Origin of the sequence: Sphingomonas trueperi (assembly GCF_040545965.1) — a bacterium.
GTDB lineage: Bacteria > Pseudomonadota > Alphaproteobacteria > Sphingomonadales > Sphingomonadaceae > Sphingomonas > Sphingomonas trueperi_C.
Window position 1 is genome coordinate 23,316 of the sequence record NZ_JBEPMV010000006.1, and the last position, 24,868, is coordinate 48,183.

The window sequence follows — 24,868 nt, forward strand, 5'->3', positions numbered from 1 at the left end:
GCGTCTCCGGACATAGTTCTTTGCATTTAGCCTCTTGACCTCAGCCGTTGAGGCTGTTGGTATCATCGTACCAATGTAAGTCCGTAGGAAAGCGGGTACGCGCTGCGGGAAACCTGCCATAGACAAAGTTGTCGGGGCTTTGGCAACGGTGTCGGGCAAGGGGGAGAGATGATGACGTTTTCGGACCAGATCGGCCGGTTTCGCGAGGGCAACCCGTCGCCGCTCTATCTGCAGCTGCAGCAACTGATCCGCGAAGCGATCAGCGGCAAGATCCTCAACCAGGGCGACGCGATCCCGCCGGAGCGCGACCTCGCCGTCGAATATGACGTGTCGCGCATCACCGTGCGCAAGGCGATCGGCGGTCTGGTCGAGGACGGTTTGCTCACCCGCCGCCGCGGTGCCGGGACGTTCGTCGCCGAGCGTGTCGAGAAGAGCTTCTCCAAGCTCTCCTCCTTCACCGAGGACATGGCTGCGCGGGGCCGCGCCGCCAGCAGCAACTGGATCGCGCGCTCCACCGGCCAGGTGACGCCCGAAGAGGCGATGGCGCTGGGCCTGTCGCCGGGTGCGGCGGTGCTGCGCTTCTCGCGCATCCGCTTCGCCGATGGCGAGCCGATGGCGCTCGAATTTTCGACCATCGCCGGCTATTGCCTGCCCTCGGTCGATGCGGTGGGGGACTCGCTCTATACCGCGCTCGAAGCCGCCGGGAACCGCCCGGTGCGCGCTCTCCAGCGGCTGCGCGCCGTGCCGTTCCTCGGCGAGCATGCCAAGATGCTCGGGGTCGATCCCGGCCATGCCGGCCTGCTGATCGAGCGCCGCGCCTTCCTGCGCGACGGCCGCCCGGCCGAAGTGACCCGCTCCTATTATCGGGGCGATGCCTATGATTTCGTGGCGGAACTCAGCGACGTCTGAACGCCCGCCTGCCTGCCTGATTTTTGGAGATTGCTGCATGGATCGTCGCCAGTTGCTGCTCGGCAGCGCGGGGTTGGGGGCGCTTGCCTCGCTCGGACTGCCCGAGGCCGAGGCGGCCGCGCGCGCGGTGGAGGGCGACGCCTTCCCGATGCCCGCGCCCACGACTGCGCTGATGCCGCGCCTGCCCGACGGCGATCCCACCCGCACCCGCATCGAGCGCGGCTGGCGCTTTCATGAGGGCGATGTGCTGTCGGCGCCGCTCAAGGACCATGACGATACCTATGGCAGCGTGAAGGCCGGCAACGCCCGCGGCGCCGCCGCGCGCGACTATGACGACAGCGAATGGGTCGAGGTGCGCCTGCCGCACGACTGGGCCTCGTTCCAGCCCTTCGAGCAGACCGCCAATGTCTCGCAGGGTTATCGCAAGCGCGGCATCGGCTGGTACCGCCGCCGGCTGACGCTCGATCCCGCCGATCACGGCAAGACCATCGAGCTCCACCTCGACGGCGTCGCCACCAACGCCACCGTGTGGGTGAACGGCAGCGTCGTCGCGCACAGCTGGTCGGGCTATGCCAGCATTATTATCGACATGACCCCGTTCGCGCGCTTTGGCGACGAGGACAATGTCATCGCCATCCGCGTCGATGCCGAGGCGATGGAGGGCTGGTGGTATGAAGGCGCCGGCCTCTACCGCCATGCCTGGCTGGTCCGCCGTGGGCCGGTGTCGATCGTCACCGACGGGGTACATTGCGATCCGCGCAAGACTGAGACCGGCTGGAACGTGCCGGTGACGGTCACGGCCGGCAATATCGAGCGCGCACCGGTAGCAGTGGCGGTCGAGGCCGAACTGCTCGATCCCAGCGGCAAGCGCGTTGCCTTCGCCACGACGGCCGGCAGCGTGCCGGTGCTCGACCGCGCCGAGTTGGGCATGACGCTGAGCCTGGGCAGCCCCAAGCTCTGGTCGGTCGAGACGCCGACGCTCTACACCGTCCACACCCGCCTGCTGCGCGACGGCAAGCTGATCGACGAGCGGCGCACCCAGGTGGGCTTCCGCACCGTGCGCTTCGATGCCGACAAGGGGCTGTTCGTCAACGATCAGCCGGTGAAGCTCAAGGGCGTGTGCATCCACCAGGACCATGCCGGCACCGGCGTCGCGCAGTACGATGCGCTGCTCGGCTGGCGGCTGGAGCGGCTCAAGGCGATGGGCTGCAACGCGATCCGCATGTCGCACAATGCGCCCACCGCGGAACTGCTCGACTGGTGCGACCGGATGGGCTTCCTCGTCATGGACGAGAACCGCCACTTCAACCCGGCGCCCGACTATCTCGCCCAGCTCAGCTGGATGGTGCGGCGCGACCGCAACCATCCCAGCGTGATCCTCTGGTCGGTGTTCAACGAGGAGCCGATGCAGGGCACCGAGGCGGGCATCGAGATGGTCCGCCGAATGGAAGCCGCGGTGCGCAAGCTCGACGACAGCCGCCCGGTGACCTCGGCGATGAACGGATCGTTCTATAATCCGCAGAACGTCTCCTCGGTCGTCGATGTGATGGGGTTCAACTATTACCAAGGCGAGTATGACAAGTGGCACGCGCTCAACCCGACGCGGCCGAGCACCAGCTCCGAGGATACCAGCGCGTTCGAGACGCGCGGCGCCTTCGCCAGCGATCCCGCCAAGCACGTCATCACCTCGTACGACGATGAGGCCGCCTCCTGGGGCAACACCCATCGCAAGGCCTGGCAGCTGATCGCTGCGCGCGAGTTCATTGCCGGCGGGTTTGTCTGGACCGGCTTCGATTATCATGGCGAGCCGACCCCCTATGAATGGCCGACCATCGCCAGCTTCTTCGGCATCATGGACCTGTGCGGCTTCCCCAAGACCGCGTTCGGCATCCACAGCGCCGCCTGGATCGATGATGCGCCGGTGGTGTGGCTGGCCCCGCACTGGACCTGGCCGGGCAAGGAGGGGCAGAACATCAAGGTGTTCGTGGCATCGAACGCCGAAAGCGTGACGCTGCTGCTCAACGGCAAGGTGATCGGCACGCAGAAGGTCGATCGGCTGCAGGGCAATGAATGGCAGGTGCCCTACGCGCCGGGCCGGCTCGAGGCGCAGGCGATGCGCGGCGGCAAGGTCGTGGCGCGGATGGTGCACGAGACCGTGGGCAAGCCGGTTGCGCTGCGGCTCACCCCCGCGCGCACGGTGATGGCGGGCGACGACGAGGACGTGCAGCCGATCACCGTCGATGCGGTCGACGCGCAGGGCCGGCACGTGCCGACGGCGAACCTGATGACGCACTTCACCGTCGATGGCGCGGCGATCCTCGGCGTCGGCAATGGCGATCCGAACTGCCATGAGGCGGAGAAGGGCAATGCCCGCTCGCTGTTCAACGGGCTCGCCCAGATCCTGGTGCAGGCGGGCACCGGCCGCGGCAAGATCACCGTCAACGCGAGCGCCGAGGGGCTGAAGCCGGCGCTGCTGACGATCGACCGCGCCGACATCGCGCCGCGCGCCCAGGTGGGCGTAACTCCGCCGCTGATGGTGCTGGGCGACTGGCGCCGCTCGGGGGTGACGGCGGACAAGCCCAAGCCGGGCCTGGTGCCGGACAACAACAGCTGGGCGTTCCTGCGCAGCGCAATGCCGACCCCGGCCGAGCCGCAGCCGGGCTGGCGCGTCTACAACAACCGCCTCACGCCCTGGAAGCGCATCGCCGCGGGCGGCGGCACGCTGCGCTTCGCCAGCGTCGGCGGCCGTGCGGAACTGTGGGTGGACGGCAAGAAGCTCGCCGAGAAGACCGACGCCGCGCCGGCACCGCTGGAGGCCGCCTTCCCCGCGGGCAGCGGCCAGCGCACCGTCGAGCTGATCGTCCAGGCGCCGGCAGGGCAGCCATCGGGGCTGCTCGGTAAGGTTACCCTCACGCCGCGCTGAGCGGATCGGGGTGGGGCGTTCGGGCAGGATCGCGAACGTCCCACCACGCGGTTAACCATGGCCGTTCACGCCTGATTGGTGGACGCCCGATAGGGCTGCCGCTCCAGGGGGACGGCATGAATCATCTCATCGGGTGGCTGGTCGGCGAGCGCGTCGGGCGTGCCTTTCGTGCGCATGACTTTGCGCGCGGCAATGCGCTGTGGGGCCTGTTCCTGTGGTGGGCGGTCGGCTGGTTCGGCGCGACCGCGGCATTCTACAACCTCGGCAAGGTCTGGGTGCTGCCCGGCTGCATTGGTGCGATGGGCGGCGCGCTGTTGCTGTGCCTGCGTCGCCCGCTCGCCTCCGGGGTCAAGCAGGCGATGCTCAACGCGATCGGCTATAGCGCGCGCTGGGTGATGGCGATCAGCGCCGGCTATGTCGCGCTGCGCATCGTCTGCGCCGCGATCTATGGCGAGCTGCAGGCGCAGGGGTTGGCCGGACTGCCCTGGCAGAGCCTGCAATTCGCCTCGCTGCTGTTCGTCGCCGGGGGCAGCGTGACGATCGCGGTCAGCGGCATCTTCGCCGCCGACCGGCTGCGGCTGGAGCGCGAGGGCAAGGCGCGGCTCAGCTGGCGCGAGGCGGAGCGGCAGGCATCCGAGCGCGCGGACTCCGCCGCGCCGCCGCCGCCCGTCGTGGCGGAGGAGTGCTGGTGGATCGTCCTCGAAGTCGCGCCGGATGCGACCCGAGCCGACGTCGAAGCCAAAGCACGGGCGCTGCTCAAACAATATCACCCCGATCGCTGGATATCCGCCCCGCGCCACCTCAAGGCGCAGGCCGAGCACCAGACGATCCGCATCCTCCAGGCGCTCGCAGCGGCGCGGGCGGCACGGAAGGTGGATTGTCCGGCCTGATCTCAGCGCCTTGGCTTGTCGCAGTGAGGCAGCTTACGCCCAGTTGCGGACACTCGCGAGCCAGCTAATGTCTCGGCATCTCGGGGAGTCACGATGAAGCGCTATTTGTTCGTTTGCAGTCAAAATCGGCTTCGAAGCCCTACGGCCGAGCAAGTCTTCGCCAGTCGCCCTGACATTGAAGTGGCATCGGCGGGCACGAACAACGACGCCGAAAATCCGCTGAGTGATGAACTAGTCGCATGGGCCGACTTCATCGTGGTTATGGAGAAGACCCATCGCAACAAGGTTCAGAAGCGCTATAACCGCGTGCTAGGCAGCAAGCGGTTAATCTGCTTAGACATCCCCGATGACTACGAGTTCATGGATCCGGATCTGATTCGTCTGCTCGAATCACGAATGGCTCGCCACCTCCCTATGAGTGCTCCGGTTAGCGACCAGTGACCGCATTACACCAAGTCCGGCCGTTGGCCGCCGCGCCAGAGCGGCGGTTCGGGCTGCTCGATGCGTCGGGCAATGAGGACCAGGCGCGCGCCACACGCTGCGCCTGAGCGCGGCCGCACCTAGGCGGCCGCGCCCGGGTTCAGCCGCGCAGCTTCGCGAGGACCGTATCGTCGCCGAGCAGGTGCAGCACCGTGGCCGAGGGGCGGGCGAGGCCGCGCAGGCCGAGCGCCAGCAATGCCTCGCCATCTACCTCGGCCGGATCGCCGAGTTCGACGCGCAGGCGGCTGTCATGAGCGCTCACCGCGCGGAGATTCGCTGCGCCGCCCAGCGCCGCCAGCGCTGCCGGCTGGAGCGCCACCGTCGGCGTGCGGACCGGGGCTACGGCCGGTGCGGCAGGTGCCGCGACGCCGCCGCGCGCTGTCGCGTCGCGGATCTCGACCGCCACGACATCGGCGATCGGGCCGAGCACCACCTGCAGTGCGCGCTCCGAGGGGCGCAGGATGCCGTGTGCGCCGAGCGCCTTGAGTGCGGCATCGTCGACTACGGACTGGTCGGCGACGATCAGGCGCAGGCGGGTGGTGCAGGCGCCGATCTCGACCAGGTTCGCCGAGCCGCCGAGCGCACGGGCGAAGGCCTCGCCGCGGCTCGACGGCGCGACCGCGCCGGCGTTCGCGACGACGGGCGCCTCGGCCTCGCGGCCGGGGGTCTTCAGGTCGAAGCGGCGGATCGCCCAGCTGAAGATGCCGTAATAGAGCGCGAAATACACCAGCCCGACCGGGATCAGCAGCAGCGGCTTGGTCGCCTTGCCGAAGTTCAGGACGTAGTCGAACAGGCCGGCGGAGAAGCCGAAGCCGAGCTTCACGCCCAGAAGGTCCATCACCACCATCGCCACGCCGGTCAGCACCGCATGGACGACGTAGAGCGCGGGGGCGAGGAACATGAAGCTGTATTCGATCGGCTCGGTCACGCCGGTCAGCAGCGAGGTGAGCGCGAGGCTGAACAGCAGGCCGCCGACGGACTTGCGGCGCTCGGGGAGTGCTGCACGGTACATGGCGAGGCAGGCGGCGGGCAGGCCGAACATCATGACCGGGAAGAAGCCTGCCATGAACGCGCCCGCATTGGGGTCGCCGGCGAAGAAGCGGCGCAGGTCGCCCGTCGCGCCGTTGTAATCGCCCTGGACGAACCAGAACACGTTGTTGAGGATGTGGTGCAGGCCGGTCACCAGCAGCACGCGGTTGAGGAACCCGAAGGCGAACAGTCCGAAGCTGTCCGCGCCGGCGATGCCATGGCTGAGCCCGTCGACGCCCGCGCTGATGTGCGGGAAGCCGACGCCGACGATCACGGCGATGAAAAGCCCAGCCAGCCCGCTGACGATCGGCACGAAGCGCCGGCCGCCGAAAAAGGCGAGATAGGAGGGCAGCTTGATCGCCGAGAAGCGGTTGTAGAAGACGCCGCCGATCAGGCCCGAGGCGATGCCGATCGGCACGTCGAGCCGGGCGACCGCCTTGGCCTTCCATGCCGCTACGGCGAGCGCCGCCTGGTCCTTGTCGAGGCCGGCGCCGATCGTGTCAGGCACGGCGAGCAGGCTCTTGCCCGCCTCGGTCGAGACCAGGAAGCAGACGATGCCGGCGAGCGCGGCGGCGCCGTTGCCGTCCTTGGCATAGCCGGTCGCCACGCCGATCGCGAAGAGCAGGCCGAGATGCGAGAACAGCGCGTCGCCGGCGGCGCTGACGAAGGCGATGTTGAGCAGGTCGGGCTGGCCGAGCCGCAGCAGCAGGCCGGCCACCGGCAGCACCGCGATCGGCAGCATCAGCGCACGGCCGAGCGGCTGGAGCGTTTCGAGGATCTGCTTCATGCGGTGAATTCCCGGGCAAGGCGGCGGACATCGGCGGCGGTGGCGCAGGCCAGCGCGGCGGTGGCATGGGCGCGGGCGCGCTCGAGCGTGAGGGTGGCAAGCAGCGCCTTCACCTCCGGCACCACCGAGACGGTCGCGGAAAGCTCGGTGACGCCGAGGCCTATGAGGATCGGTACTGCCAGCGGATCGGAGGCAAGGCCGCCGCACACGCCGACCCAGCGGCCCTTGGCGGCGGCGCCCCGGCAGGTTTCGGCGATCAGGCGCAGCACCGCGGGGTGGAGCCCGTCGATGCCGCTCGCCACCGCCGGATTGCCGCGGTCCATGGCGAGCGTGTATTGCGTGAGGTCGTTGGTGCCGATCGACAGGAAATCGGCCTCGGCGGCCAGCAGGTCAGCGGTTGCAGCCGCGGCGGGCGTCTCGACCATGATGCCGAGCTCGACCTTCTCGCCGATGCCCAGCTCGCCGCGCAGGCGATCGAGCACGGCACGCACCGCACGCAGCTCGCCGACGCTGGCGATCATCGGCAGCATGATCCTGGCGACGCCGATCGGGCGCACGCCGAGGATCGCGCGGAGCTGGTCCTCCAGCACCTGGGGATGGGCGAGGCCGACGCGAATGCCGCGCAGGCCCAGCGCTGGATTCTCCTCCGTGGCGATCGGCAGATAGGGTGCGGGCTTGTCGCCGCCGATGTCGAGCAGGCGGATGATCAGCGGGCGACCCTGCAGCGCATCGGCAATCGCCTGGTACTCGGCGGTCTGCTCGGCCACGCTGGGGGGCGTCTCGCGATCGAGGAACAGGAATTCGGTGCGCAGCAGGCCGCTGCCCTCGGCGCCCGCCGCGACGGCGCGCTCGGCATCGCCGACCGAGCCGAGATTGGCGAACACTTCAATGCGGGTGCCGTCGGCGAGTCTGGCTTCGGCCCCCGCCGCCGCGCGGGCAGCGGCGAGCGCCGCCTTGCGGGCATCGGCGCGGGCCTGCGCCTCGCCACGCTGCGCCTCGTTCGGGGCGACGCGGAGCGTACCGGCACCGGCGTCGAGGATCAGCGTCTCGCCTTCCTGCACCGTGCGCAGGGCCGATCCCATTGCGACCAGCGCCGGGATGCCCAGGCTCGCGGCGAGGATGGCGACGTGCGAGGTCGGGCCGCCGCGCACCGTGGCGAAGCCGCAGACCTGCGCCGGATCGATCGCGGTGACCTGCGAGGGCAGCAGGTCGTCGGCGAGCAGGATCGTCCCTTCGGGGAAGACCAAGGGCGCGTCCTGCACACCCTCGATCGCCGAGACGACGCGGCGTTCGAGGTCGACCATGTCGTCGGCGCGCTCGGAAAGGTGCGCGTCGCCGCTCCGGCGGAGCAGATCTGCCTGGGGACGGATCGCCTGGCGCCAGGCCTGGCCGGCGCTGGCACCGTCGAGCACCGCGGCGCGGGCGGCTTCGAGCAGCTCGGGATCGTCGAGCATCGAGCGGTGGGCCGAAAGGATCGACCGCATCGGCCCGGCGGCGTGGCTGAGATCGGCCTCGATCGCGCGCACCACCTTGGCGATGCCGTCCTCTAGTCGTGCGCGCTCCAGGCTCGCACCCTTGCCGATCGGATCGATCGTCAGTTCGGGGAGGCGGAAGAAGCGGGCGGTGCCGATCGCGAGGCCCGGGGCGGCGGTGACGCCGGCGAGCACGCCGGGTTCGTCCGAAACCGGCGCGGCGACGGGGGCAGGGGCGGGAGCGGGCGTCGGAGCCGACGCAGGATCGGCCTTCTCGCCCATCCCGCTCTCGATCAGCGCGGCGAGCGTCGCCGCGGCTTCGTCGGCGCGGCCGCCCTCGGCGGTGATGCGGATCGTGTCGCCCAGCTTGATGCCGAGCGTCATCAGCCGCACCGGGCTGCGCGCATCGGCGCTCTGCTCGCCCTTGGCGATCGTCACCTTGGCGGCGAAGGGCACCAGCACTTCGCGCAGCTTGGCGGCCGGCCGCGCATGGATGCCGTGCGCGAGCGGCACGACCACGGTACGCGTCGCCGTCTCGCCGACGATCTCGGTGGCGGCCTCGACAACCGTGCCCGCACGCTCGATGGTGAAGATCGGTTCGCCCGGCGCGACCAGCCCGCTGCCGCGCTTGCCCGTGAGCGTCAGACCGTCCTGGCTGATCAGCAGCACCGGCGTCACCACCGAGGGCGCGCCGCACACGACGGAATCGAGATCGAAGCGGATCAGCACATCGCCCGCGCGCACCTGATCGCCCACCTTCACCTGCGGATCGAAGCCCGCGCCGGCCAGCTGCACCGTATCGATGCCGATATGCATCAGCAGCTCGACACCGTCGCCGGCGCGCAGCGTGATCGCATGGCCGGTCGGCTGCAGCACCGTCACTTCGCCGTCACAGGGGGCGTAGAGGCAGCCCTCGGTCGGGTCGATCGCCACGCCGTCGCCCAGCATTCGCTGCGAGAAGACGGGATCGGGAACCTCCTCCAGCGGCATCAGCCAGCCGGCCATCGGCGCGCCGATGGCAAGGGCCCCGGCCGAGGCGTCGTCATGGGAAGAGGGCGGCGCGATCGTGCTCAGGGCGGGTCTCCGTGCGATCAGGGGAAGCGGGTTGCGCCGATCCAGCACCCGGCGGGCTGGAAGTCGCGGGTAATCTGCACCCAGTCGGCGCGCAGCCCGGGGGCAAGCGCACCGCGTTCGTGCGACAGGCCAAGGAAGGCGGCAGGGCTGGCGGCGGCCATCATCGCGGCATCCTCGGGCGAGGTGCCGACGCGGGTCACCATGTGGCGGAACGCACCGGTCATATCGAGCGCCGAACCAGCCAGCGTGCCGTCGACGCCGAGCAGCCGCCCGCCTTCGACGCGGATATGCTGGCCGTGCAGATCGAACGAGGTCATGTCCGATCCTACGTTCGGCATGGCGTCGGTGACCAGCAGGAAGCGGTCCCGGGGACGGGCCGCCAGCGCAATGCGCAGCGCCGCGTCATGGACGTGGAAGCCGTCCGGGATGATCCCGCAATAGGCGGTCTGGTTTTCCAGCGCCGCGCCGACCACGCCGGGCGCGCGATGGAGCAGTGGCGACATCGCGTTGTAGAGGTGGGTCACGCCGGTCATGCCGGCCTCGAAAGCGGCGACCGCAGTCTCGTAGGGTGCGTCGCTATGGCCGATCGCGAGCAGCACGCCGGCATCGACGAGGCGGCGGACATCGGCCAGGTCGACCATCTCGGGCGCGAGCGTCACCAGCACCTTGCCGAGGCGCGGGCGGCTCAGCAGCTCGACCATGCCGGCGTCGAGCCCGCGGAACTTGTCCGCGTCGTGGATGCCCTTGCGCGCCTTGTTGAGAATCGGGCCCTCGATATGCACGCCGACGACGCCGGGGACGCCCGCCTCGATCGCGGCATCGGTGGCGTCCAGCGCCCGAGCGATCACCTCGGGCACGTCGCTGATCAGCGTCGGCAGGAACGCCGTGGTGCCGAACTTGGCATGCGCCGCGCCGATCGCGGCGATGCCTTCGACGGTGGTCGCGTCGTTGAACAGCACGCCGCCGCCGCCATTGACCTGGACATCGATGAAGCCGGGAACGATCCAGCCGCCATCGAGATCGATCGTGTCGGTGCCGCTGCCTTCAGCGGAAATCGAGACGATGCGGCCCTGGTCGACCTGGATCACCGCTTCCGGAAGCGTGCCGGCAGCGGTGACGATATGGCCGTTGACGAAGCGAAAACTGCTCATCGAGTCTCGGTCACCTTGCGGAGATATAGCGGGGCGTCGGGGTTGTTGCCGCGCGCCAGCGAGAGCGCGTTGACCATCGGGTAGAAGCTCTGGACCATCAGGATCGGCTCCACCGCAGGGTGGCCGGCAAGCACCGGCAGCGGCGAGGCATCCCCGGCTTTGGCGTCGGCCAGGCACAGGCGGGCGCCGCGCTCGGCGAATTCGGCCGAGGCCTCGCGGACGCTGTCACCGGCGGTGTCCGAGGTCGCGAAGGCGAGCACCGGGAAGCCCTCGCCGACGATCGCCATCGGACCGTGGCGCACTTCGGCCGCGCTGAACGCCTCGGCGTGCAGGCTGCAGGTTTCCTTGAACTTGAGCGCAGCTTCCTGCGCGACGGCGAAGCTGTAGCCGCGGCCGATCACGAACAAGTTGGTCGCGTTGCGCAGCGTGTCCACGACCGGTGACCAGTCGAAATCGCGCGCCTTTTCCAGCTGTTCGGGCAAGCCCGTGAGCGCGGTGGCGAGCGCTTCGTCCTGCGCCCATTCGGCGACCAGCGCGGCGAAGGCGGCCAGCGCGGTGATGTAGGACTTGGTCGCGGCGACCGAACGCTCCGGACCCGCCTTGAGGCCGATCGTGGTGTCGGCCATTTCGGCGAGCGGCGATTCCTCGTCGTTGACGAAGGCGACGACGCGGGCGCCGGCCCGCTGGTAGGCCTTGACGGTGGCGAGCAGGTCCGGGCTGCGGCCGCTCTGCGACACGGCGATGCACAGCGCGCGGGCGGTGGAGACGGGCGCCTCGAACACCGACGCAACCGAGGGTGCTGCGGAGGCGACCGGCACGCCGAGCATCGTCTCGATCAGATACTTGCCATAAGTGGCGGAATGGTCCGACGAACCGCGGGCGCAGGTGACGACCAGCGCGGGCGGGTCGGCGCGCAGTTCGCGGGCCAGCGCAGCGAGCGCCGGGCCGTTGGCGTCGAGCAGGCGGCGGACCGCGGCGCCGGCCTCGGCAGCCTCGGACGCCATCAGCGTCTGACCACCTGCGGGCTTTTCGATTTCAGCGATCATCGTCCCCCATTGCCTCCACTGGCTATGATGGAATCAGGGATAAGTTACATATTGGTATTGTTCAAGCGCTAGCTGCGTGCGTCGAGCAAATTACGCAGGGTAGAAACTTTTGCGGGGTCGGTGGCGAGGCGCGGGCCGGCCTGGAAACCGAACGCGATTTCACGCGTGTCGGCGCTGCCCTGCGGGCTGCGGCACGAGGCATGGACCTCGCGCACGCCGGTCTCGAGGATCGGTGGCAGCGTGGTCGCGTCGACGCCGCTGCCGGCCAATATGGTGATTCGGTCGCTCGCGGCCTGTACCAGCGCGGCGAGCGTCTCGCGCCCGTCGATGGCCTTGGGGGTGCAGCCGGAGGTGAGGATCCGGTCGAAGCCGAGCGTGATCGCGGTTTCCATTGCGGCCAGCGGATCGGGGCAAAGATCGAAGGCGCGGTGGAGCGTCAGCGACAGGCTGTGGCCGCCGCCGCGCGCGACATCTACCCATGCCGCGAGCATCTCCGCATCGAGCTGACGGTCGATGCGGCTGGCGCCGATCACCACGCCGACCAGTCCCGCCTCGGCGGCCGCGCGAATGTCGGCGGCGACCAGCGCGGCTTCGGCGGCGGTGTAGACGAAGTTGCCGTCCCGGGGGCGGGCGAGCAGGTGCACCGGGATCGGCGCCGTTGCGGCCGCGGCGATCAGCGATTCGGGCGGGGTAAGACCACCCACCGCAAGCGCGGCGCATAGCTCGATTCGGTCCGCGCCGCCGGTTACCGCGGCATCGATCCCGGCGACATCTTCCACGCAGACTTCGAGCAATCGACGCATGAGGTATTCGCCTCCGGGGCTAAGGTTCTAAAAAAGTCCTATTCCTCAGAGCACGCCGAACGTCCAGCCCTCCGTCCGGGCTAGATCGGGTGTGAGGCCGGCCGGACTCCACAGGCCCGGCTGTCCGGCGGCCACCCGCAGCCAGGCGGCGCTGAGGATCGCGTCGGTGGCATGGTCATCATAACGGGAGAGCGGCGCGTGCGGCGCCGATCCGAAGGCGGCGAGCATCGCGTCGAGCGTCTCGGCGTCGCGGATCTTCGAGATGCCCTTGCGCATGCCGGCGAGTCGCGCGGCGAGCGAGGTGTAGATTTCCACCAGCACCGGGCCGGTTTCGGGCAGCGGATCGAAGGGCCAGAGCCCCACCCGGCCGCGCAGGCGATGGAGGACGCGCATGCCGGTCAGGCTCGACTTGCCGACCTGGCTCGCCCCGACCAGGTTGAAGCAGCTATAGGGCGACAGCGCCATCGCTTCCTGTCCCACCTCACACACCCGGAACCGTCCGCGCCCGCCGGGGAAGAGGTCGCCGCAATCGCCCATCTGGCGGAAATGTCGTCGCGCCTCTTCATGCTGGACGAAGCTGGTCGCGGCGAGGTGCGGATCGGCTGCAGACAGGCGATCGACCAGCGCCCATAGCGCCGGGGCGTCGGCGGGGCTTTCGTCCCAGCCGGGGAAATAGGCCCCGGCATCTGCAAAGGGGAAGGCGGGGGAGAGATCGAGCCCGACCAGCGCGCGCGTGCCGCTATCGGCAAGGCCCTCCAGGAACGCGAGAATATCGGCACGCGACCAGGGGCGGTCGATCAGCACCGGCGCGGCGTCGCCTGCAGGGGCATGCGCCACGGCAAGCCCCTTGGGCCGCTCGACTGCTTGGCCGGACCAGTCGATCGTGATGAAGTCGGTGAATCTCAGGGGCGCGTTCCCAGCTCAGCGGCGAGGCGCTGGGCCTTCTTGGCGCGGTCCCACCAGGCGCGCTGGATGTAGAGCTCGATCCGCTCGCGCGCCGGGGTGCCGTAGCGGACCAGCAGCATCGGATAGTTGCGATAATGGTCGGTCTGCCAGAAGGTGTCGGGATCCGTCTCCAGCAGCAGCGGCTTCTCGTCCTGGCGGATCATCAGCCCGAAGCTGCCGGGCTCCCGGCTGGGCGAGATCAGGCCCTTGCCGTTGATCTTGGGGCAGGGCGTGTTCCACCAACTGCCGATTTCGACGTCCGGCAGCGTCAGCGCGAAGGCGCAGGCATCCTTCCAATCATCCATCGCGCCGCTGCTCGCGCATCGCCGCCCACCAGGCGAGCCGCTCCGCCACCCGTTTCTCGTGGCCGCGATCGGTGGGGGTGTAGAAGGTCTGCGGCTCCATCTCTGCCGGCCAGTAATTGTCGCCCGAGAAGCCGCCCTCGGCGTCATGGTCGTAGGTATAGCCGGTGCCATAGCCGATCTGCTTCATCAGCTTGGTCGGCGCGTTGAGGATGTTCTGCGGCGGCATCAGCGAGCCGGTTTCCTTCGCCACCTTCCACGCCGCCTTCTGCGCCTTGTAAGCGGCGTTGGATTTGGGTGCTGTCGCCAGATAGAGACATGCCTGGACGACCGCTAGCTCCCCCTCCGGCGACCCGAGAAAGTCGTAGGTGTCCTTGGCGGCCATGCACTGCACCAGCGCGTTGGGATCGGCCATGCCGATATCCTCCACCGCCATGCGGACGAGGCGGCGGAGCAGGTACAGCGGCTCCTCGCCCGCGGTGAGCATCCGCGCGAGATAATAGAGCGCCGCCTGCGGATCGGAGCCGCGCACCGATTTATGCAGCGCCGAGATCAGGTTGTAATGCCCCTCGCGGTCCTTGTCGTAGACCGCAACCCGGCGCTGCAGGAAGGCGGAGAGTCCGGCGGGACCGAGCGGCGCCTCGAACTGCACCGAGAACAGCGTCTCGGCCTGGTTGAGCAGGAAGCGCCCGTCGCCGTCCGCGCTCGCCACCAGCGCGTCGCGGGCTTCGGGGGTGAGGGGCAGGGGGCGTTCCTCCAGCGCCTCGGCGCGATCGAGCAGCTGGCACAATGCGTCGTGATCGAGCCGGTGCAGGATCAGCACCTGCGCGCGGCTGAGCAACGCGGCGTTGAGTTCGAAGGACGGGTTCTCGGTGGTCGCCCCCACCAGCGTGACCGTGCCGTCCTCCACATAAGGAAGGAAGCCGTCCTGCTGGGCGCGGTTGAAGCGGTGGATCTCGTCCACGAACAGCAGCGTGCGCTTGCCGATCCGGGCATGATCGCGCGCCTCGGCGAACACCTTCTTGAGATCGGCGACGCCCGAGAACACCGCCGAGATCGCGACGAAGCGCAAGCCCACCGCATCGGCGAGCAGCCGCGACATGGTGGTCTTGCCGGTGCCCGGCGGTCCCCAGAAGATGATCGAGCTGAGCTTGCCCGCCGCGACCATCCGCCCGATCGCGCCCTGCGGCCCGGTAAGATGCTCCTGCCCGACCACTTCGTCGAGCTTCTGCGGGCGCAGCCGATCGGCGAGCGGGCCGCCGGCGGGGGTGGAGTCGGCAGCGGGTTGTTCGTGGGTCGCAAAAAGGTCGGCCATTGCAGCCAAGATAGGCAGCTGTGCTGCGATTTGCATCCTTCCTCGGCATTGGCGCGGGTTGATCCCGCGCAAGGCATCCGCTTTCGCCCCGCCGCACCCTCCGCGCGGTATCAAGGAGGATCGGGCATGGACTGCGACGTCGTCATCGTCGGGGGAGGGCCGGCGGGCCTCGCCTTCGCGCGCTCGCTGGAAGACAGCGGGCTGAGCATCGTGCTGCTCGAGCGCGCGTCGCTGGAGGCGCTGGCGAGCCCGCGCTTCGACGGGCGCGAGATCGCGCTCACCCATGGCTCGAAGCGCATCCTCGACGCGCTCGGCGCTTGGGAGCGGCTGCCGCCCGACGAGATCGCGCCGATGCACGCGGCCAAGGTGCTGAACGGCGACTCGCCCTTCGCGCTCAACTTCACCGCGGGGGGCGGGGAGGACGACCAGCTCGGCTATCTGGTGCCCAACCATCGAATCCGCGCCGCGCTGTACGATGCGGTGAAGCACCAGCCCGGACTGCGGCTGGTGACCGGCGCGGAGGTGGTCCATGCCCGCTCGGGCGCGACCGGGCCCCGCGCGGAAGTGCTGCTCTCCTCGGGCGAGGTGGTGCGGGCGCGGCTGCTGGTGGTCGCCGACTCGCGACTGTCCAAGACCCGCGAGGCGCTGGGGATCGATACCGACATCAACCCGCTCGGCCGCTCCATGATGGTGGTGCGGGTGCGCCATGAGCTGCCCCATGGCGCGACCGCGCTCGAATGGTTCGACCATCGCCAGACGCTCGCGCTGCTGCCGCTCAACGGCAACCTGGCCGGTGCGGTGCTGACCCTGCCCGAGGAGGCCGCGCGGCGCGTCGCGGCGTTCGACGACGCCGCGCTCGGCCGCGACCTCACCCGCCGCTTCCGCCAGCGGCTGGGGCGGATCGAAGTGGTGAGCGATCGCAACGTCTATCCGCTGGTCACCACCTGGGCACATCAGTTCGTCACCGGCCGCGCGGCGTTGATCGGCGATGCGGCGGTGGGGATGCACCCGGTGACGGCGCATGGCTTCAACCTGGGGCTGAGCGGGCAGGCGCTGCTCGCGGCCGAGGTGCGCGATGCAGTGCGGCGGGGGATGAATCCGGCACTGCCGGCGGTGCTGCGGCGCTTCGAGAACGGCCACCGTGCGGCGTGCAAGCCGCTCTACACGGGGACCAACCTGCTGGTGCGGCTGTTCACCGACGAGCGGCTGCCGGCCCGCGCGATGCGGCATGCGTTCCTGCGGCTGGGGGCAGGGCTGCCCTTCGTGCGCCCGACGGTTCTGGCGATGCTGACGCATTAGGGCATCTCTTAAGCCCCTCCTCTTCAGGGGAGGGGTTTGGGGTGGGGCCGTGTCTCACAGAGACCAACCGACGTTCTGGAATTCCCTCCACCCCAACCCCTCCTCCAAGGAGGAGGGGCTAAACTCGCTTCAAACACCCTTGCATAAACTCTTTCAAGATATATCTTGTGCGCATCAAGACTCGAACAGGATGCACAGCACCATGTTTTCTCCCTTCGGCCGTCATGGCCATCATCACCATCACCATCATCACGGCCATCAGTTCGGCCCCCGCGGACGCGGCGGCTGGGGCGGGGGCTTCCCAGGCGGTTTCGACATGGCCTTCGCCATGGGCGAGCGCGGGCCTGGCGGGCGCGGCCGGCGGATGTTCGGCGGAGACGAGCTCCGCCTGATCCTGCTCAAGCTCATCGAGGAGGCCCCGCGCCACGGCTATGACCTGATCCGCGAGATCGAGGCGCGCTCCAACGGCGCCTATGCGCCGAGCCCCGGCGTCGTATATCCCACGCTGACCATGCTCGACGACATGGACCTGATCGCCGAGCACAAGAGCGAGGGCGCCAAGAAGCAGTTCGCGATCACCGAGACCGGCACCGCGCATCTTGCGGAGAATGCAGCGGAAGTTGAGGCACTCTTTCAGCGGTTGGCGGACCTTGGCGAGCGCCATGCCCGCACCAGCGGCGGCCCGGTGCGCCGGGCGATGCACAACCTCAAGACCGTGCTCGCCGCCAGTGTGTTCGACGAGGAAGTGGATCCCGAGCGCCTGCACGCGATCGCCGAGATCCTCGACGAAGCCGCGCGCAAGATCGAGCGGCTGTAGGAAACGATGCCCCGGATCGAGGTGTTACGCCGTCGTCTGGGGCTCGTCCCCACCGCGGCCAAGGAGAGAAGAATGACGATCGCCCCGTTCACCGCCCATGCGCTGGTGCCGACCGAGCATGCCAGCCGCTACCTGCAGCAGCTGTGCAAGCATTGGGAGCACAACCTGCAGGTCACTTTCACGCCGGAGAACGGCACGGTGATCTTCCCCAAGGACGCCCGCGGTGCCAATCATCCCGGAGATGCGGCGGTGACGTTCGACGTCGCCGAGACCGGGCTGGAGGTACGGATCGATGCGACGTCCACGGAGCAGCTGGAGGGACTGAAGGATGCCGTTGCAAGGCACCTCGATCGCTTCGCCTTTCGCGAGGGCGCACTGACCTTCGACTGGCACTAAGCCACTAAAAAGGGGCGGGAACCGCGTGGTTCCCGCCCCTTCTTGCTGGTAGTCCGGATCAGAAGCTGAAGCGGACAGAGCCGGTGATCGTCCGGCCCGTCAGCGTCTGGGCAGTCGCGATGCCCGAGGCCGGGACCGCGGCCGAGTTGACCGAGACGAAGGCCAGCTTGTCGAAAACGTTGTAAACGTTGAGGCCGATCTGCACGCCGTTCACCGGGCGAACCTGCACGAACGGGCTGACGATCGCATAGCCCGGCTGCTTGAGCAGGTTGCCGTCCTGCGCGAAGCTGCTGGTGGTGCCGATCACGTTGGTGCCGATGGTGAAGCGCTTCACCTCGAACTGCGGGGTCGCCTGGAAGATCAGGTCCGGCTGGTGGCGCGGGGTGTTGCCGACCAGGGTCTTGTCAGCCTTGTCCGCATCGATCTTGGCCTTGGTGTAGGTGGCGCCGAGGCGCAGGCTGAGCGGCCCATGCTCGAACAGGCCTTCGAGCTCGACGCCCTTGGCGCTATAGTCGCGGTCGATCTGCAGCACGACGGTGCCGCCCCTGGCATCGGCACCGATCTGCAGGTTCTTGTCGGTGGTGGAAGCCCAGAAGCCGGTGGCGAACAGCGTCACGCCGTCCTTGCGGAACTTCACGCCCGCTTCGGCCTGCTTGACCGGGCCAAAGGCCATCGCCGGATCGGTCAGCGCACCCGAATTCGGGTTCACCGCGGGCGAGAAGAACAGGCGCTCTGCGCTGGCGCGGGCACCGCGGCTGTAGCGGGCAAACACCGACAGCGGCTCGGCAACGCGGTAGTTCACGCCGACCGAGTAGGACGCGTATTTGTAGCTGTAATCCGCCAGGCCCGGCTGCGACAGCGGCAGCACCGCGACGCTGCGCTCGGGCAGCGAGATTGCGCCGTCGCGGTTCATGTCGACCGGCGCCACGCCGACGCGGCCGCCGCCAAGATCGGCGCCGTACAGCGTCCCGCTGACCTTGCCGAAGTCGTAGCGCAGACTGCCGCCCACCGAGAGCGCGCCGATCTGGTAGTTCACCGAGCCATAGGGTGCGAACACGCGATACTGCAGGTCGTAGCGGCGGCGATAGCCTGCGCCACCACGGATGCCGTAGTTCAGCACGCCGCCCTGCGTCACCGGAACGCCGCCCGCGGTGAGCACGTCGACATACGCCGAGTTGCCGCCGCTGGCGATGTCGTACACGTCGGAGATGAAGTCGAGGTTCTGAACCATCGCCTGCGAGGAGGCGTAGAGGCCGGCCGTGGTCGTCAGCTTGCCTTCACCAACGTTCCATACGCGGCTGCCGCGGAAATCGTTGGTGAAATTGTCGAGCTTCTCGAGGTCCGAGTGGAGTTCCAGCCCGTACATCAGCAGTCCGTTGCCATTCAGCGTGGTCGGATTGGTGATCGTCTGGCCAGTCTTGGGGCCGGTTGCGTAGCGCAGCGTCGCGCCGGGGCCGGCAAACGCCGGGGCAAGCGCGGCCGCCGGCAGCACCGCAAACGAGCTGCCCTCGTTATAGGTGCCGGAGATCGCGGCGTAGCGCATGCGATCGCTGAAGGTCCAGCCGGCGACGTCGAACTGCGCTTCCAGGCCGATCGACGCGACCTTGCTGCGGTCGCCGTCGCGCAGGTCCAGATTCTGGACGTTGTTGTTGCCATCGAGCGCGAGGATCGAGGTCTTGTAGCGCGAATAGAGGGTGTCCTTCCGCGGATCGAAGCCCGGGATGGTGCTGTAGCTGGGGTTCGCGTTGGTGCCACGGACCGCCACGGGCAGCATCGCATAATTCGGCTCGCGGTCGTCGAGATACTTGCCGTACAGGCGGATATAGCCGTTCCCGAACGTCTTGGTGACGTTCATCTTGATCTGGCCGCCCTTAAACGCGTCATAGCCGGTCGCGCGCGGGCCTTCGCCCTGGCGATAGAAGCCGCCGACGTTGAAGCGCACCGTCTTGCTGAGATGACCGCCGTAATCGAAATCGACGCGGCCGAGTTCATGGTCGATGCCCGAGGAAAGCTGGATCGTGCCGCCCTCTTCCTCGCCGGTCTTGGAGAGGAAGTTGACCAGGCCGCCCGGCGAGTTCGAGGCGAAGGTGGAAGCCGAGCCGCCGCGGATCGCCTGGACCTGCGACAGGCTGAGATCGGTGCGCAGGAACGCGGTGGTCGAGGCGAAATGGATGTCGCCGAACTCGAGAACGGGCAGGCCGTCTTCCTGGATCTGCAGGAACTTGGAGCCGTCCGCTGCCATCGGCAGGCCGCGGATGGTGACCGCGGTCAGACCATCGGTGCCGGCGGTTTCCGCGCGGATGCCGGGCATATTGCCCAGGACTTCGGCGATCGAGCGGGTGCCGATCTTCTGGATCTGGTCCTCGTCGATCGAGCTCGCCGAAATCGCGGAATCGAGCAGGTCGCGGCCCTTGGCGACGCCGGTGGTGAAAGCCTGCTTCTGCGGCTTGGCCTCGGCCGAGTCGCTGTCATGGGCGGCCCGCGTTTCGGTGCCGCTGGAAGCCTGTTGGGCGTGCGCGGGCAGCGCAATCGTCGCTGCGGAAAGGGCCAGCGCCAGGCGGAAACGTGTATTCATCACAACCCCATTTGTCTCGATTGTTTCTGAAGGCGCATTGGGGTGGCGGGGGTTAAGGCATTGAAAGGGAACCTATAGGTAGAAGTACGAGTCGTCACCGCGCATAGTGGGAACGTTTGCCTGTCGGTGCCGGAAATCTTTCTCCTCGCGTCCGAATTTCGCATTCTCTCGTATATTCGGTAGCGTCGAAGCAGCAGTCGGTTGGCAGGGGAGAGTGGAGCAGTGATCGAATCGCGCATCCGGAAACGCCACCCCAATGAAAGCGCGCCGCAAGAAGCGCGATTGCTCGGTTTGTTGGCAGACTGTGCTGGCAAGATGCTCGGCGCATCGGATCCGACGGCGATGATCGACTATCTGTTCGAGATGGTCCGCGACGAGCTGCTGCTCGACGTCTATTTCCACTATCGCGCGGAGCCGGATCACCTGCTGGTCCTGGAGGCGAGCGGGGGACTTTCCGAGGCGCAGAAGACGGCGGGTGCGCGGCTGCAGTTCGGGCAGGCGGTGTGCGGGATGGTCGCGCGCGATCGCACCCCCCGGGTCGTCGCCCAGGTACAGGGCAGCGACAATCCGATGACCAATTTCATCCGCGACGTCGGACTCGACAGCTATGCCTGCACGCCGCTGCTCCACGGCGAGGTGTTGCTCGGCACGCTCGGCTTTGGCCGGCGCAGCGGCGTGCCCTTCACCGAGATCGAACTGCGCTTCCTGCGCACCATCTGCAGCTATGTCGCGGTGGCGAAGAACCGGCTGCTGGTCGAAGCGGAAATGCTCGCGGCGATGAAGGCACGCGACGCGCTCGACAAGGCGCAGCGGGCATTGATCGGCAGCATTTCGCGCAGCGCTGCCGAAGAGGACGCGGCTACCGCGGCGATGCTCGCGCACGAGATGGTACAGCCGCTCTCGGCCGCGTCGAATTACATTGCGACGGTGGAGATGGCGCTGCGCGGCACCGGCGGTCCCGATGTGCTGCGGCAGCTGGCGCGGGCACGGGCGCAGATCAGCCGATCGTCCCAGATCGTCGTGCGGACGCGGGCGCTGGTCGAGCGCGGCGAGGTGGATGCAGAGTTTGTACCCGCCGGGACGCTGTTCGACGAAGCGCGCGAATTGTTCGAGGCGGTGTGGAGCGGAACGCTCCCGCAGATCGACGTGGAAATCGAAGACGGATTGGGGGCGCTGCTCGCTGATCGCGTGCAGATCGGCCAGGTGCTCGCCAACCTGCTGCGCAATGCTGCCCAAGCACTGCATGGCACGGAGGGCGCCTGGATCCTGCTGTCGGCGCGCGCCGTGGAGGACGGGGTGGAAATCGCGGTGACCGACAATGGTCCCGGCTTTCCCGGCGGGATCATTCCCGAGCGGGGGCGGTCGACCAGCGGCGGGCAGGGGATCGGCCTCACCGTCACCCGGCGGATCCTCGAGGCGCACGAGACTGCGCTGGACCTGCAAACCCCGGCAACGGGCGGCACCCGCTTGCGCTTCGTGCTCGCCGCGCGAGAGGTTCTAGGCTAGCTCAGCGCGCGCGGCGGGCGAGCACTTCGAAATAGCTTTCCAGTACCGCGTGGTTCACCCGGTCCCACACATAGGCCTGCGCTTTCTCGTGCCCCGCCGCGCCCGCCGAGGCGGCGAGCGCCGGATCCTCGATCAGACGGGCGATGGCGCCGGCATAGGCATCGACGTCGCGGGGCGGCACCAGGAAGCCGTTGACGCCTTCCTCGACCAGGTCGATCGCGCCCGTCGCGCGCGCGGCGACGATCGGCACGCCGCAGGCCATCGCCTCCGAGGTGACGTTGCCGAACGTCTCGGTGACCGAGGGGTTGAACAACACGTCCATCGAGGCGACCGCGCGGGCGAGATCGTCGCCGCGCTGGAAACCGGTGAACACCGCCTCCGGCACCTGCTCGGCGAACCATTGCCGCGCCGGGCCTTCGCCGATCACCAGCACCTTGTGCGGCACGCCGCGCTCGGTCAGCCGGTTGCAGACCTGCGCGAAGATATCGAGGCCCTTTTCCAGCACCAGCCGCCCCAGAAAGCCGACTGCGAACTCCCCGTCGCCGATGCCGAGCGAGCGGCGCCAGGCGAGGTCGCGGCGGGCCGGGTTGAAGCGCGCATGGTCCACCCCACGCGACCAGATGCGGATCGGCGTGGTCACACCCCAGCCGCGGATCAGGTCGGCGGTGGAATCACCGGGTGTCACCACCTGGTCGACACGGTTGTAGAAGCGGGTCAGCAGCTTGATGATCACCGGCGCGACAAAGCCGAGATGATAATAGGCCGGGTAGGTCTCGAACCGGGTGTGGAGCGAGGCGAGCGTCGCGATGTCGTGCTTGCGCGCCCAGCGGACGGCCCCGTGGCACAGGAATTCTGGCGCCGAGACGTGCACCATGTTGGGCGCGAAGGCTTCCAGGTCGTCACGGATGCTCTTGGGCAGGCCGGTGGCGAATTTGTACTCGGCGCGGCCACCCGGCACCGGCCAGGCCGGCACGCTCACCAGATCGCCGGTGGGCTTGAAGGCGGGGTTATCGGTTGTCGGCGAATAGATTCGGACCTTCACACCCTGGTCGAGCAGATAGCCGACGAGCTTGTTGAGCGCCTGGTTCGCGCCATCGCGAACATAGTTGTAATTGCCGCTGAAGAGCGCGACGCGAAGATCCGAGGGTTGCATGTTCGCGCTTCGCATAGTCGCGTGTGCGCGGCCCGGCAAGCGAACGTCATCCCCACATCACGGAACAGCGGCGCAGCCCGCCAGTTCTGCGATCCATGAGCAAGCATTTCGCGAAGGGCGCCGCGGTGCGCTGGAACTGGGGCAGCAGCCATGCCGAGGGCAAGGTGGCCGAGCGCTTCGAGCGGCGCGTCCAGCGCACGATCAAGGGCGAGAAGATCGTCCGCAACGGGACCAAGGACAATCCGGCCTATCTGGTCGAGCAGGAAGACGGCGGCCGGGCGCTCAAGCTGGAGAGCGAGCTGGAAGCGGGGTGATGTTCTTAAGCCCCTCCCCTTCAGGGGAGGGGTTGGGGTGGCGCTGTGTCTCACCGAGACCAACAAATGGTCTGGAATCCCTCCACCCCAACCCCTCCTCCAAGGAGGAGGGGCTTAAGCGCGGACCTCACCGCGTATACAGCACCCGCGCATCGGCCTTGAACGCCTCCGCGCTCGCCTTGCGCGAATAGAACATGTGCCCGCCGGGATAGACGCCCAGCTTGACCCTCTGCTCCACGCCGAAGCGCGGCATCTGATCGATGATTAGCCGAGATCCGAAATAGGGGCAGGACAGGTCGTTATAGCCATGGACGATCAGCACCCCCATCTTGGGATCGTTGGCGACCGCCTTGCGCAGATCGCTCACCGGCGCGTCGTCGGGGGTGCCGCGGTCCCAGGCCGAATTTACCGAGAAGGACAGCGCGTTGTAGCGCGCGTTCGTCTTCCAGCCTACTTCGCGGGTGATGAAGTCGACCATCGCGCTGGTCGTCGGCGCGATGATGCCTTCCAGGATCGGATCGCCGGACTTGCGCTCGGCGGCATTGGGGAAGGGATCGAACGCATCGACGTTCGAATCGTAGACGCTGCCGATCTTGCCGTCGTCGCGGTGGACTTCGCGCAGATAGGTGCCTTCGTCGATCCGCCCGTCGAGCCGGCGGACCAGCTTGGGATCGAGCCCGGTCAGCTCGGTCACCTTGTCGCTCAGCCGTGCGGTGGCCTGCGGGTCCGAACGGCCCGCGAGCAGATCGGTCGCGAAGCCGCCGCGGGTATAGGCCTCCACGCCCGCCATCGCCTGCGCCGACAATTTGCCTTCGCGCTCGAGATGTCCGGCGGCCATCGAGGGCAGGGTGATCATCCAGGGTAGCGGGGACAGTGCATCCGAGCCCGCGGTCGCGGCCGGATCGAGATATGGCGAGACCATTACGATGCCGTTGATGCCGACGCCGAGCTGGGTCTGCAGCTCATAGGCGATGCGCGGCGCGCGATAGCCGCCATAGCTTTCGCCCATCACGAACTTGGGCGAGCGCAGCCGCTCGTTCTTGACCAGCCAGTCATAGACGATGCGTGACAGATACTTGATGTCGGGCTCGTTGGCGTAGAAGGCCTTCTTGGTCGCGTCTTCGTCGACCAGGCTGCGGCTGAAGCCGGTGCCTACGGGATCGATGAACACCAGGTCGGTCATGTCGAGCCAGCTGGCGGGATTGTCGACGAGCAGCGGCGCATCGGAGGGCGCATCGCCCTTGTCGCCGAACTGGACGCGCTTGGGCCCCACCGCACCGAGGTTTAGATAGACCGAGGAGGCGCCGGGCCCGCCGTTAAAGGCGAAGGTCACCGGCCGCTGCGCGCCGCCGCCGGGCACGACATAGGCGGTGTAGACCACCTCGCCGATCTTCTTTCCCTTGGCGTCATAGACCGGCAGCTTGCCGACGGTCGCCTGGTAGCGGATCGGCTTGCCGCCGATCACCGCGGTCTGTGCGATGGTCTTGTCGTCGGGCAGCGGCGGCAGGTCGGATTTGCCGGCCTTGTCGTCGCTCTTCTCGGCGGCGGCGTCGGGCTTCTTGTCCTGCGCGGGTGCCTGCGGCGCGAGGAGCAGGGCGGCAAGCGACGCGGTGATCAAAATGCTGTGGCGCAAGAGCGGGTCCCCCGGTGATGGTTGCCGGCGCAGCCTAGCGGCGGCCCTG

20 protein-coding genes are annotated in these 24,868 nt (G+C 68.2%); 9 read left to right on the top strand and 11 right to left on the bottom strand.

Going from position 1 to position 24,868, the window contains the following annotated elements; genetic code table 11:
* Window positions 1-171: 171 nt before the first annotated feature.
* The 4 genes from ABIC35_RS16710 to ABIC35_RS16725 all read left to right on the top strand — a co-directional run bounded on the left by ABIC35_RS16710 (window position 172) and on the right by ABIC35_RS16725 (window position 5,163).
* Window positions 172-909, top strand: coding sequence for a GntR family transcriptional regulator (locus ABIC35_RS16710; RefSeq protein WP_121079300.1), 738 nt, complete (start codon window positions 172-174; stop codon window positions 907-909).
* A gap of 37 nt (window positions 910-946) precedes the next feature.
* Window positions 947-3,832 (top strand): beta-galactosidase GalA, encoded by a 2,886-nt coding sequence (galA, locus tag ABIC35_RS16715; protein ID WP_121076332.1) that lies wholly within the window; start codon window positions 947-949, stop codon window positions 3,830-3,832.
* 116 nt (window positions 3,833-3,948) lie between these two features.
* Window positions 3,949-4,722 (top strand): J domain-containing protein, encoded by a 774-nt coding sequence (locus ABIC35_RS16720; RefSeq protein ID WP_121076335.1) that lies wholly within the window; start codon window positions 3,949-3,951, stop codon window positions 4,720-4,722.
* A gap of 93 nt (window positions 4,723-4,815) precedes the next feature.
* The gene (locus ABIC35_RS16725) at window positions 4,816-5,163 is read left to right on the top strand and encodes a low molecular weight protein tyrosine phosphatase family protein (protein ID WP_121076338.1); all 348 of its coding nucleotides are present in this window, start codon (window positions 4,816-4,818) and stop codon (window positions 5,161-5,163) included.
* A gap of 139 nt (window positions 5,164-5,302) precedes the next feature.
* Here the strand turns inward: ABIC35_RS16725 and nagE are convergent, their stop codons facing one another.
* From nagE to ABIC35_RS16765, 8 genes are all read right to left on the bottom strand, one after another.
* Window positions 5,303-7,018 (bottom strand): N-acetylglucosamine-specific PTS transporter subunit IIBC, encoded by a 1,716-nt coding sequence (nagE, locus tag ABIC35_RS16730; protein ID WP_121076341.1) that lies wholly within the window; start codon window positions 7,016-7,018, stop codon window positions 5,303-5,305.
* Window positions 7,015-9,495, bottom strand: a complete 2,481-nt coding sequence (ptsP, locus tag ABIC35_RS16735) for a phosphoenolpyruvate--protein phosphotransferase (protein ID WP_121079302.1) — start codon at window positions 9,493-9,495, stop codon at window positions 7,015-7,017. Before ptsP ends, nagE begins: the two co-directional genes overlap by 4 nt.
* Window positions 9,496-9,581: 86 nt before the next feature.
* Complete coding sequence (gene nagA, locus ABIC35_RS16740) at window positions 9,582-10,715, bottom strand: N-acetylglucosamine-6-phosphate deacetylase (protein ID WP_121076344.1); 1,134 nt, start codon at window positions 10,713-10,715, stop codon at window positions 9,582-9,584.
* A complete protein-coding gene (locus ABIC35_RS16745) occupies window positions 10,712-11,761 on the bottom strand; it encodes an SIS domain-containing protein (protein ID WP_121076347.1) in 1,050 nt (349 codons plus the stop codon). Before ABIC35_RS16745 ends, nagA begins: the two co-directional genes overlap by 4 nt.
* Window positions 11,762-11,829: 68 nt before the next feature.
* Window positions 11,830-12,564, bottom strand: coding sequence for a copper homeostasis protein CutC (locus tag ABIC35_RS16750; RefSeq protein WP_121076350.1), 735 nt, complete (start codon window positions 12,562-12,564; stop codon window positions 11,830-11,832).
* Window positions 12,565-12,609: 45 nt separating this feature from the next.
* The gene (locus ABIC35_RS16755) at window positions 12,610-13,470 is read right to left on the bottom strand and encodes a hypothetical protein (RefSeq protein WP_121076353.1); all 861 of its coding nucleotides are present in this window, start codon (window positions 13,468-13,470) and stop codon (window positions 12,610-12,612) included.
* A complete protein-coding gene (locus ABIC35_RS16760; RefSeq protein ID WP_121076356.1) occupies window positions 13,467-13,814 on the bottom strand; it encodes an MmcQ/YjbR family DNA-binding protein in 348 nt (115 codons plus the stop codon). Before ABIC35_RS16760 ends, ABIC35_RS16755 begins: the two co-directional genes overlap by 4 nt.
* On the bottom strand, window positions 13,807-15,126 hold the full coding sequence (locus tag ABIC35_RS16765) for a replication-associated recombination protein A (protein WP_121076359.1): 1,320 nt from the start codon (window positions 15,124-15,126) through the stop codon (window positions 13,807-13,809). Before ABIC35_RS16765 ends, ABIC35_RS16760 begins: the two co-directional genes overlap by 8 nt.
* 126 nt (window positions 15,127-15,252) lie before the next feature.
* Here ABIC35_RS16765 and ubiM point away from each other — a divergent pair, with 126 nt between their 5' ends.
* The 3 genes from ubiM (at window position 15,253) to ABIC35_RS16780 (ending at window position 17,638) form a co-directional block, all read left to right on the top strand.
* Window positions 15,253-16,425, top strand: coding sequence for a 5-demethoxyubiquinol-8 5-hydroxylase UbiM (ubiM, locus tag ABIC35_RS16770; protein WP_121076362.1), 1,173 nt, complete (start codon window positions 15,253-15,255; stop codon window positions 16,423-16,425).
* Window positions 16,426-16,627: 202 nt separating this feature from the next.
* Entirely contained in the window at window positions 16,628-17,242 is a 615-nt protein-coding gene (locus ABIC35_RS16775) for a PadR family transcriptional regulator (RefSeq protein WP_220667349.1), read from the top strand.
* Between the two features lie 72 nt (window positions 17,243-17,314).
* Window positions 17,315-17,638 carry a DUF2218 domain-containing protein gene (locus ABIC35_RS16780; protein WP_121076367.1) on the top strand — a complete coding sequence of 108 codons (324 nt, stop codon included), beginning with the start codon at window positions 17,315-17,317 and terminating at the stop codon, window positions 17,636-17,638.
* Between the two features lie 58 nt (window positions 17,639-17,696).
* Here ABIC35_RS16780 and ABIC35_RS16785 read toward each other — a convergent pair whose 3' ends face one another.
* The gene (locus tag ABIC35_RS16785; RefSeq protein WP_121076370.1) at window positions 17,697-20,213 is read right to left on the bottom strand and encodes a TonB-dependent receptor domain-containing protein; all 2,517 of its coding nucleotides are present in this window, start codon (window positions 20,211-20,213) and stop codon (window positions 17,697-17,699) included.
* Window positions 20,214-20,507: 294 nt separating this feature from the next.
* Here ABIC35_RS16785 and ABIC35_RS16790 point away from each other — a divergent pair, with 294 nt between their 5' ends.
* A complete protein-coding gene (locus ABIC35_RS16790) occupies window positions 20,508-21,719 on the top strand; it encodes an ATP-binding protein (protein WP_147425867.1) in 1,212 nt (403 codons plus the stop codon).
* 1 nt (window position 21,720) lies between these two features.
* Here the strand turns inward: ABIC35_RS16790 and ABIC35_RS16795 are convergent, their stop codons facing one another.
* Window positions 21,721-22,872 carry a glycosyltransferase family 4 protein gene (locus tag ABIC35_RS16795; protein ID WP_121079304.1) on the bottom strand — a complete coding sequence of 384 codons (1,152 nt, stop codon included), beginning with the start codon at window positions 22,870-22,872 and terminating at the stop codon, window positions 21,721-21,723.
* 95 nt (window positions 22,873-22,967) lie between these two features.
* Here ABIC35_RS16795 and ABIC35_RS16800 point away from each other — a divergent pair, with 95 nt between their 5' ends.
* The gene (locus ABIC35_RS16800; RefSeq protein ID WP_121076376.1) at window positions 22,968-23,186 is read left to right on the top strand and encodes a DUF2945 domain-containing protein; all 219 of its coding nucleotides are present in this window, start codon (window positions 22,968-22,970) and stop codon (window positions 23,184-23,186) included.
* Between the two features lie 127 nt (window positions 23,187-23,313).
* Here the strand turns inward: ABIC35_RS16800 and ABIC35_RS16805 are convergent, their stop codons facing one another.
* Window positions 23,314-24,819 (bottom strand): S10 family peptidase, encoded by a 1,506-nt coding sequence (locus tag ABIC35_RS16805; protein ID WP_121076379.1) that lies wholly within the window; start codon window positions 24,817-24,819, stop codon window positions 23,314-23,316.
* Between the last annotated feature and the right edge of the window lie 49 nt (window positions 24,820-24,868).

Bases quoted from the DNA above. Each gene is read 5' to 3' on its own strand.
- ABIC35_RS16710 (WP_121079300.1), top strand. From the start codon at position 172: ATGACGTTTTCGGACCAGATCGGCCGGTTTCGCGAGGGCAACCCGTCG.
- galA (WP_121076332.1), top strand. From the start codon at position 947: ATGGATCGTCGCCAGTTGCTGCTCGGCAGCGCGGGGTTGGGGGCGCTT.
- ABIC35_RS16720 (WP_121076335.1), top strand. From the start codon at position 3,949: ATGAATCATCTCATCGGGTGGCTGGTCGGCGAGCGCGTCGGGCGTGCC.
- ABIC35_RS16725 (WP_121076338.1), top strand. From the start codon at position 4,816: ATGAAGCGCTATTTGTTCGTTTGCAGTCAAAATCGGCTTCGAAGCCCT.
- nagE (WP_121076341.1), bottom strand. From the start codon at position 7,018: ATGAAGCAGATCCTCGAAACGCTCCAGCCGCTCGGCCGTGCGCTGATG.
- ptsP (WP_121079302.1), bottom strand. From the start codon at position 9,495: ATGGCCGGCTGGCTGATGCCGCTGGAGGAGGTTCCCGATCCCGTCTTC.
- nagA (WP_121076344.1), bottom strand. From the start codon at position 10,715: ATGAGCAGTTTTCGCTTCGTCAACGGCCATATCGTCACCGCTGCCGGC.
- ABIC35_RS16745 (WP_121076347.1), bottom strand. From the start codon at position 11,761: ATGATCGCTGAAATCGAAAAGCCCGCAGGTGGTCAGACGCTGATGGCG.
- ABIC35_RS16750 (WP_121076350.1), bottom strand. From the start codon at position 12,564: ATGCGTCGATTGCTCGAAGTCTGCGTGGAAGATGTCGCCGGGATCGAT.
- ABIC35_RS16760 (WP_121076356.1), bottom strand. From the start codon at position 13,814: ATGGATGATTGGAAGGATGCCTGCGCCTTCGCGCTGACGCTGCCGGAC.
- ABIC35_RS16765 (WP_121076359.1), bottom strand. From the start codon at position 15,126: ATGGCCGACCTTTTTGCGACCCACGAACAACCCGCTGCCGACTCCACC.
- ubiM (WP_121076362.1), top strand. From the start codon at position 15,253: ATGGACTGCGACGTCGTCATCGTCGGGGGAGGGCCGGCGGGCCTCGCC.
- ABIC35_RS16775 (WP_220667349.1), top strand. From the start codon at position 16,628: ATGTTTTCTCCCTTCGGCCGTCATGGCCATCATCACCATCACCATCAT.
- ABIC35_RS16780 (WP_121076367.1), top strand. From the start codon at position 17,315: ATGACGATCGCCCCGTTCACCGCCCATGCGCTGGTGCCGACCGAGCAT.
- ABIC35_RS16785 (WP_121076370.1), bottom strand. From the start codon at position 20,213: ATGAATACACGTTTCCGCCTGGCGCTGGCCCTTTCCGCAGCGACGATT.
- ABIC35_RS16795 (WP_121079304.1), bottom strand. From the start codon at position 22,872: ATGCAACCCTCGGATCTTCGCGTCGCGCTCTTCAGCGGCAATTACAAC.
- ABIC35_RS16800 (WP_121076376.1), top strand. From the start codon at position 22,968: ATGAGCAAGCATTTCGCGAAGGGCGCCGCGGTGCGCTGGAACTGGGGC.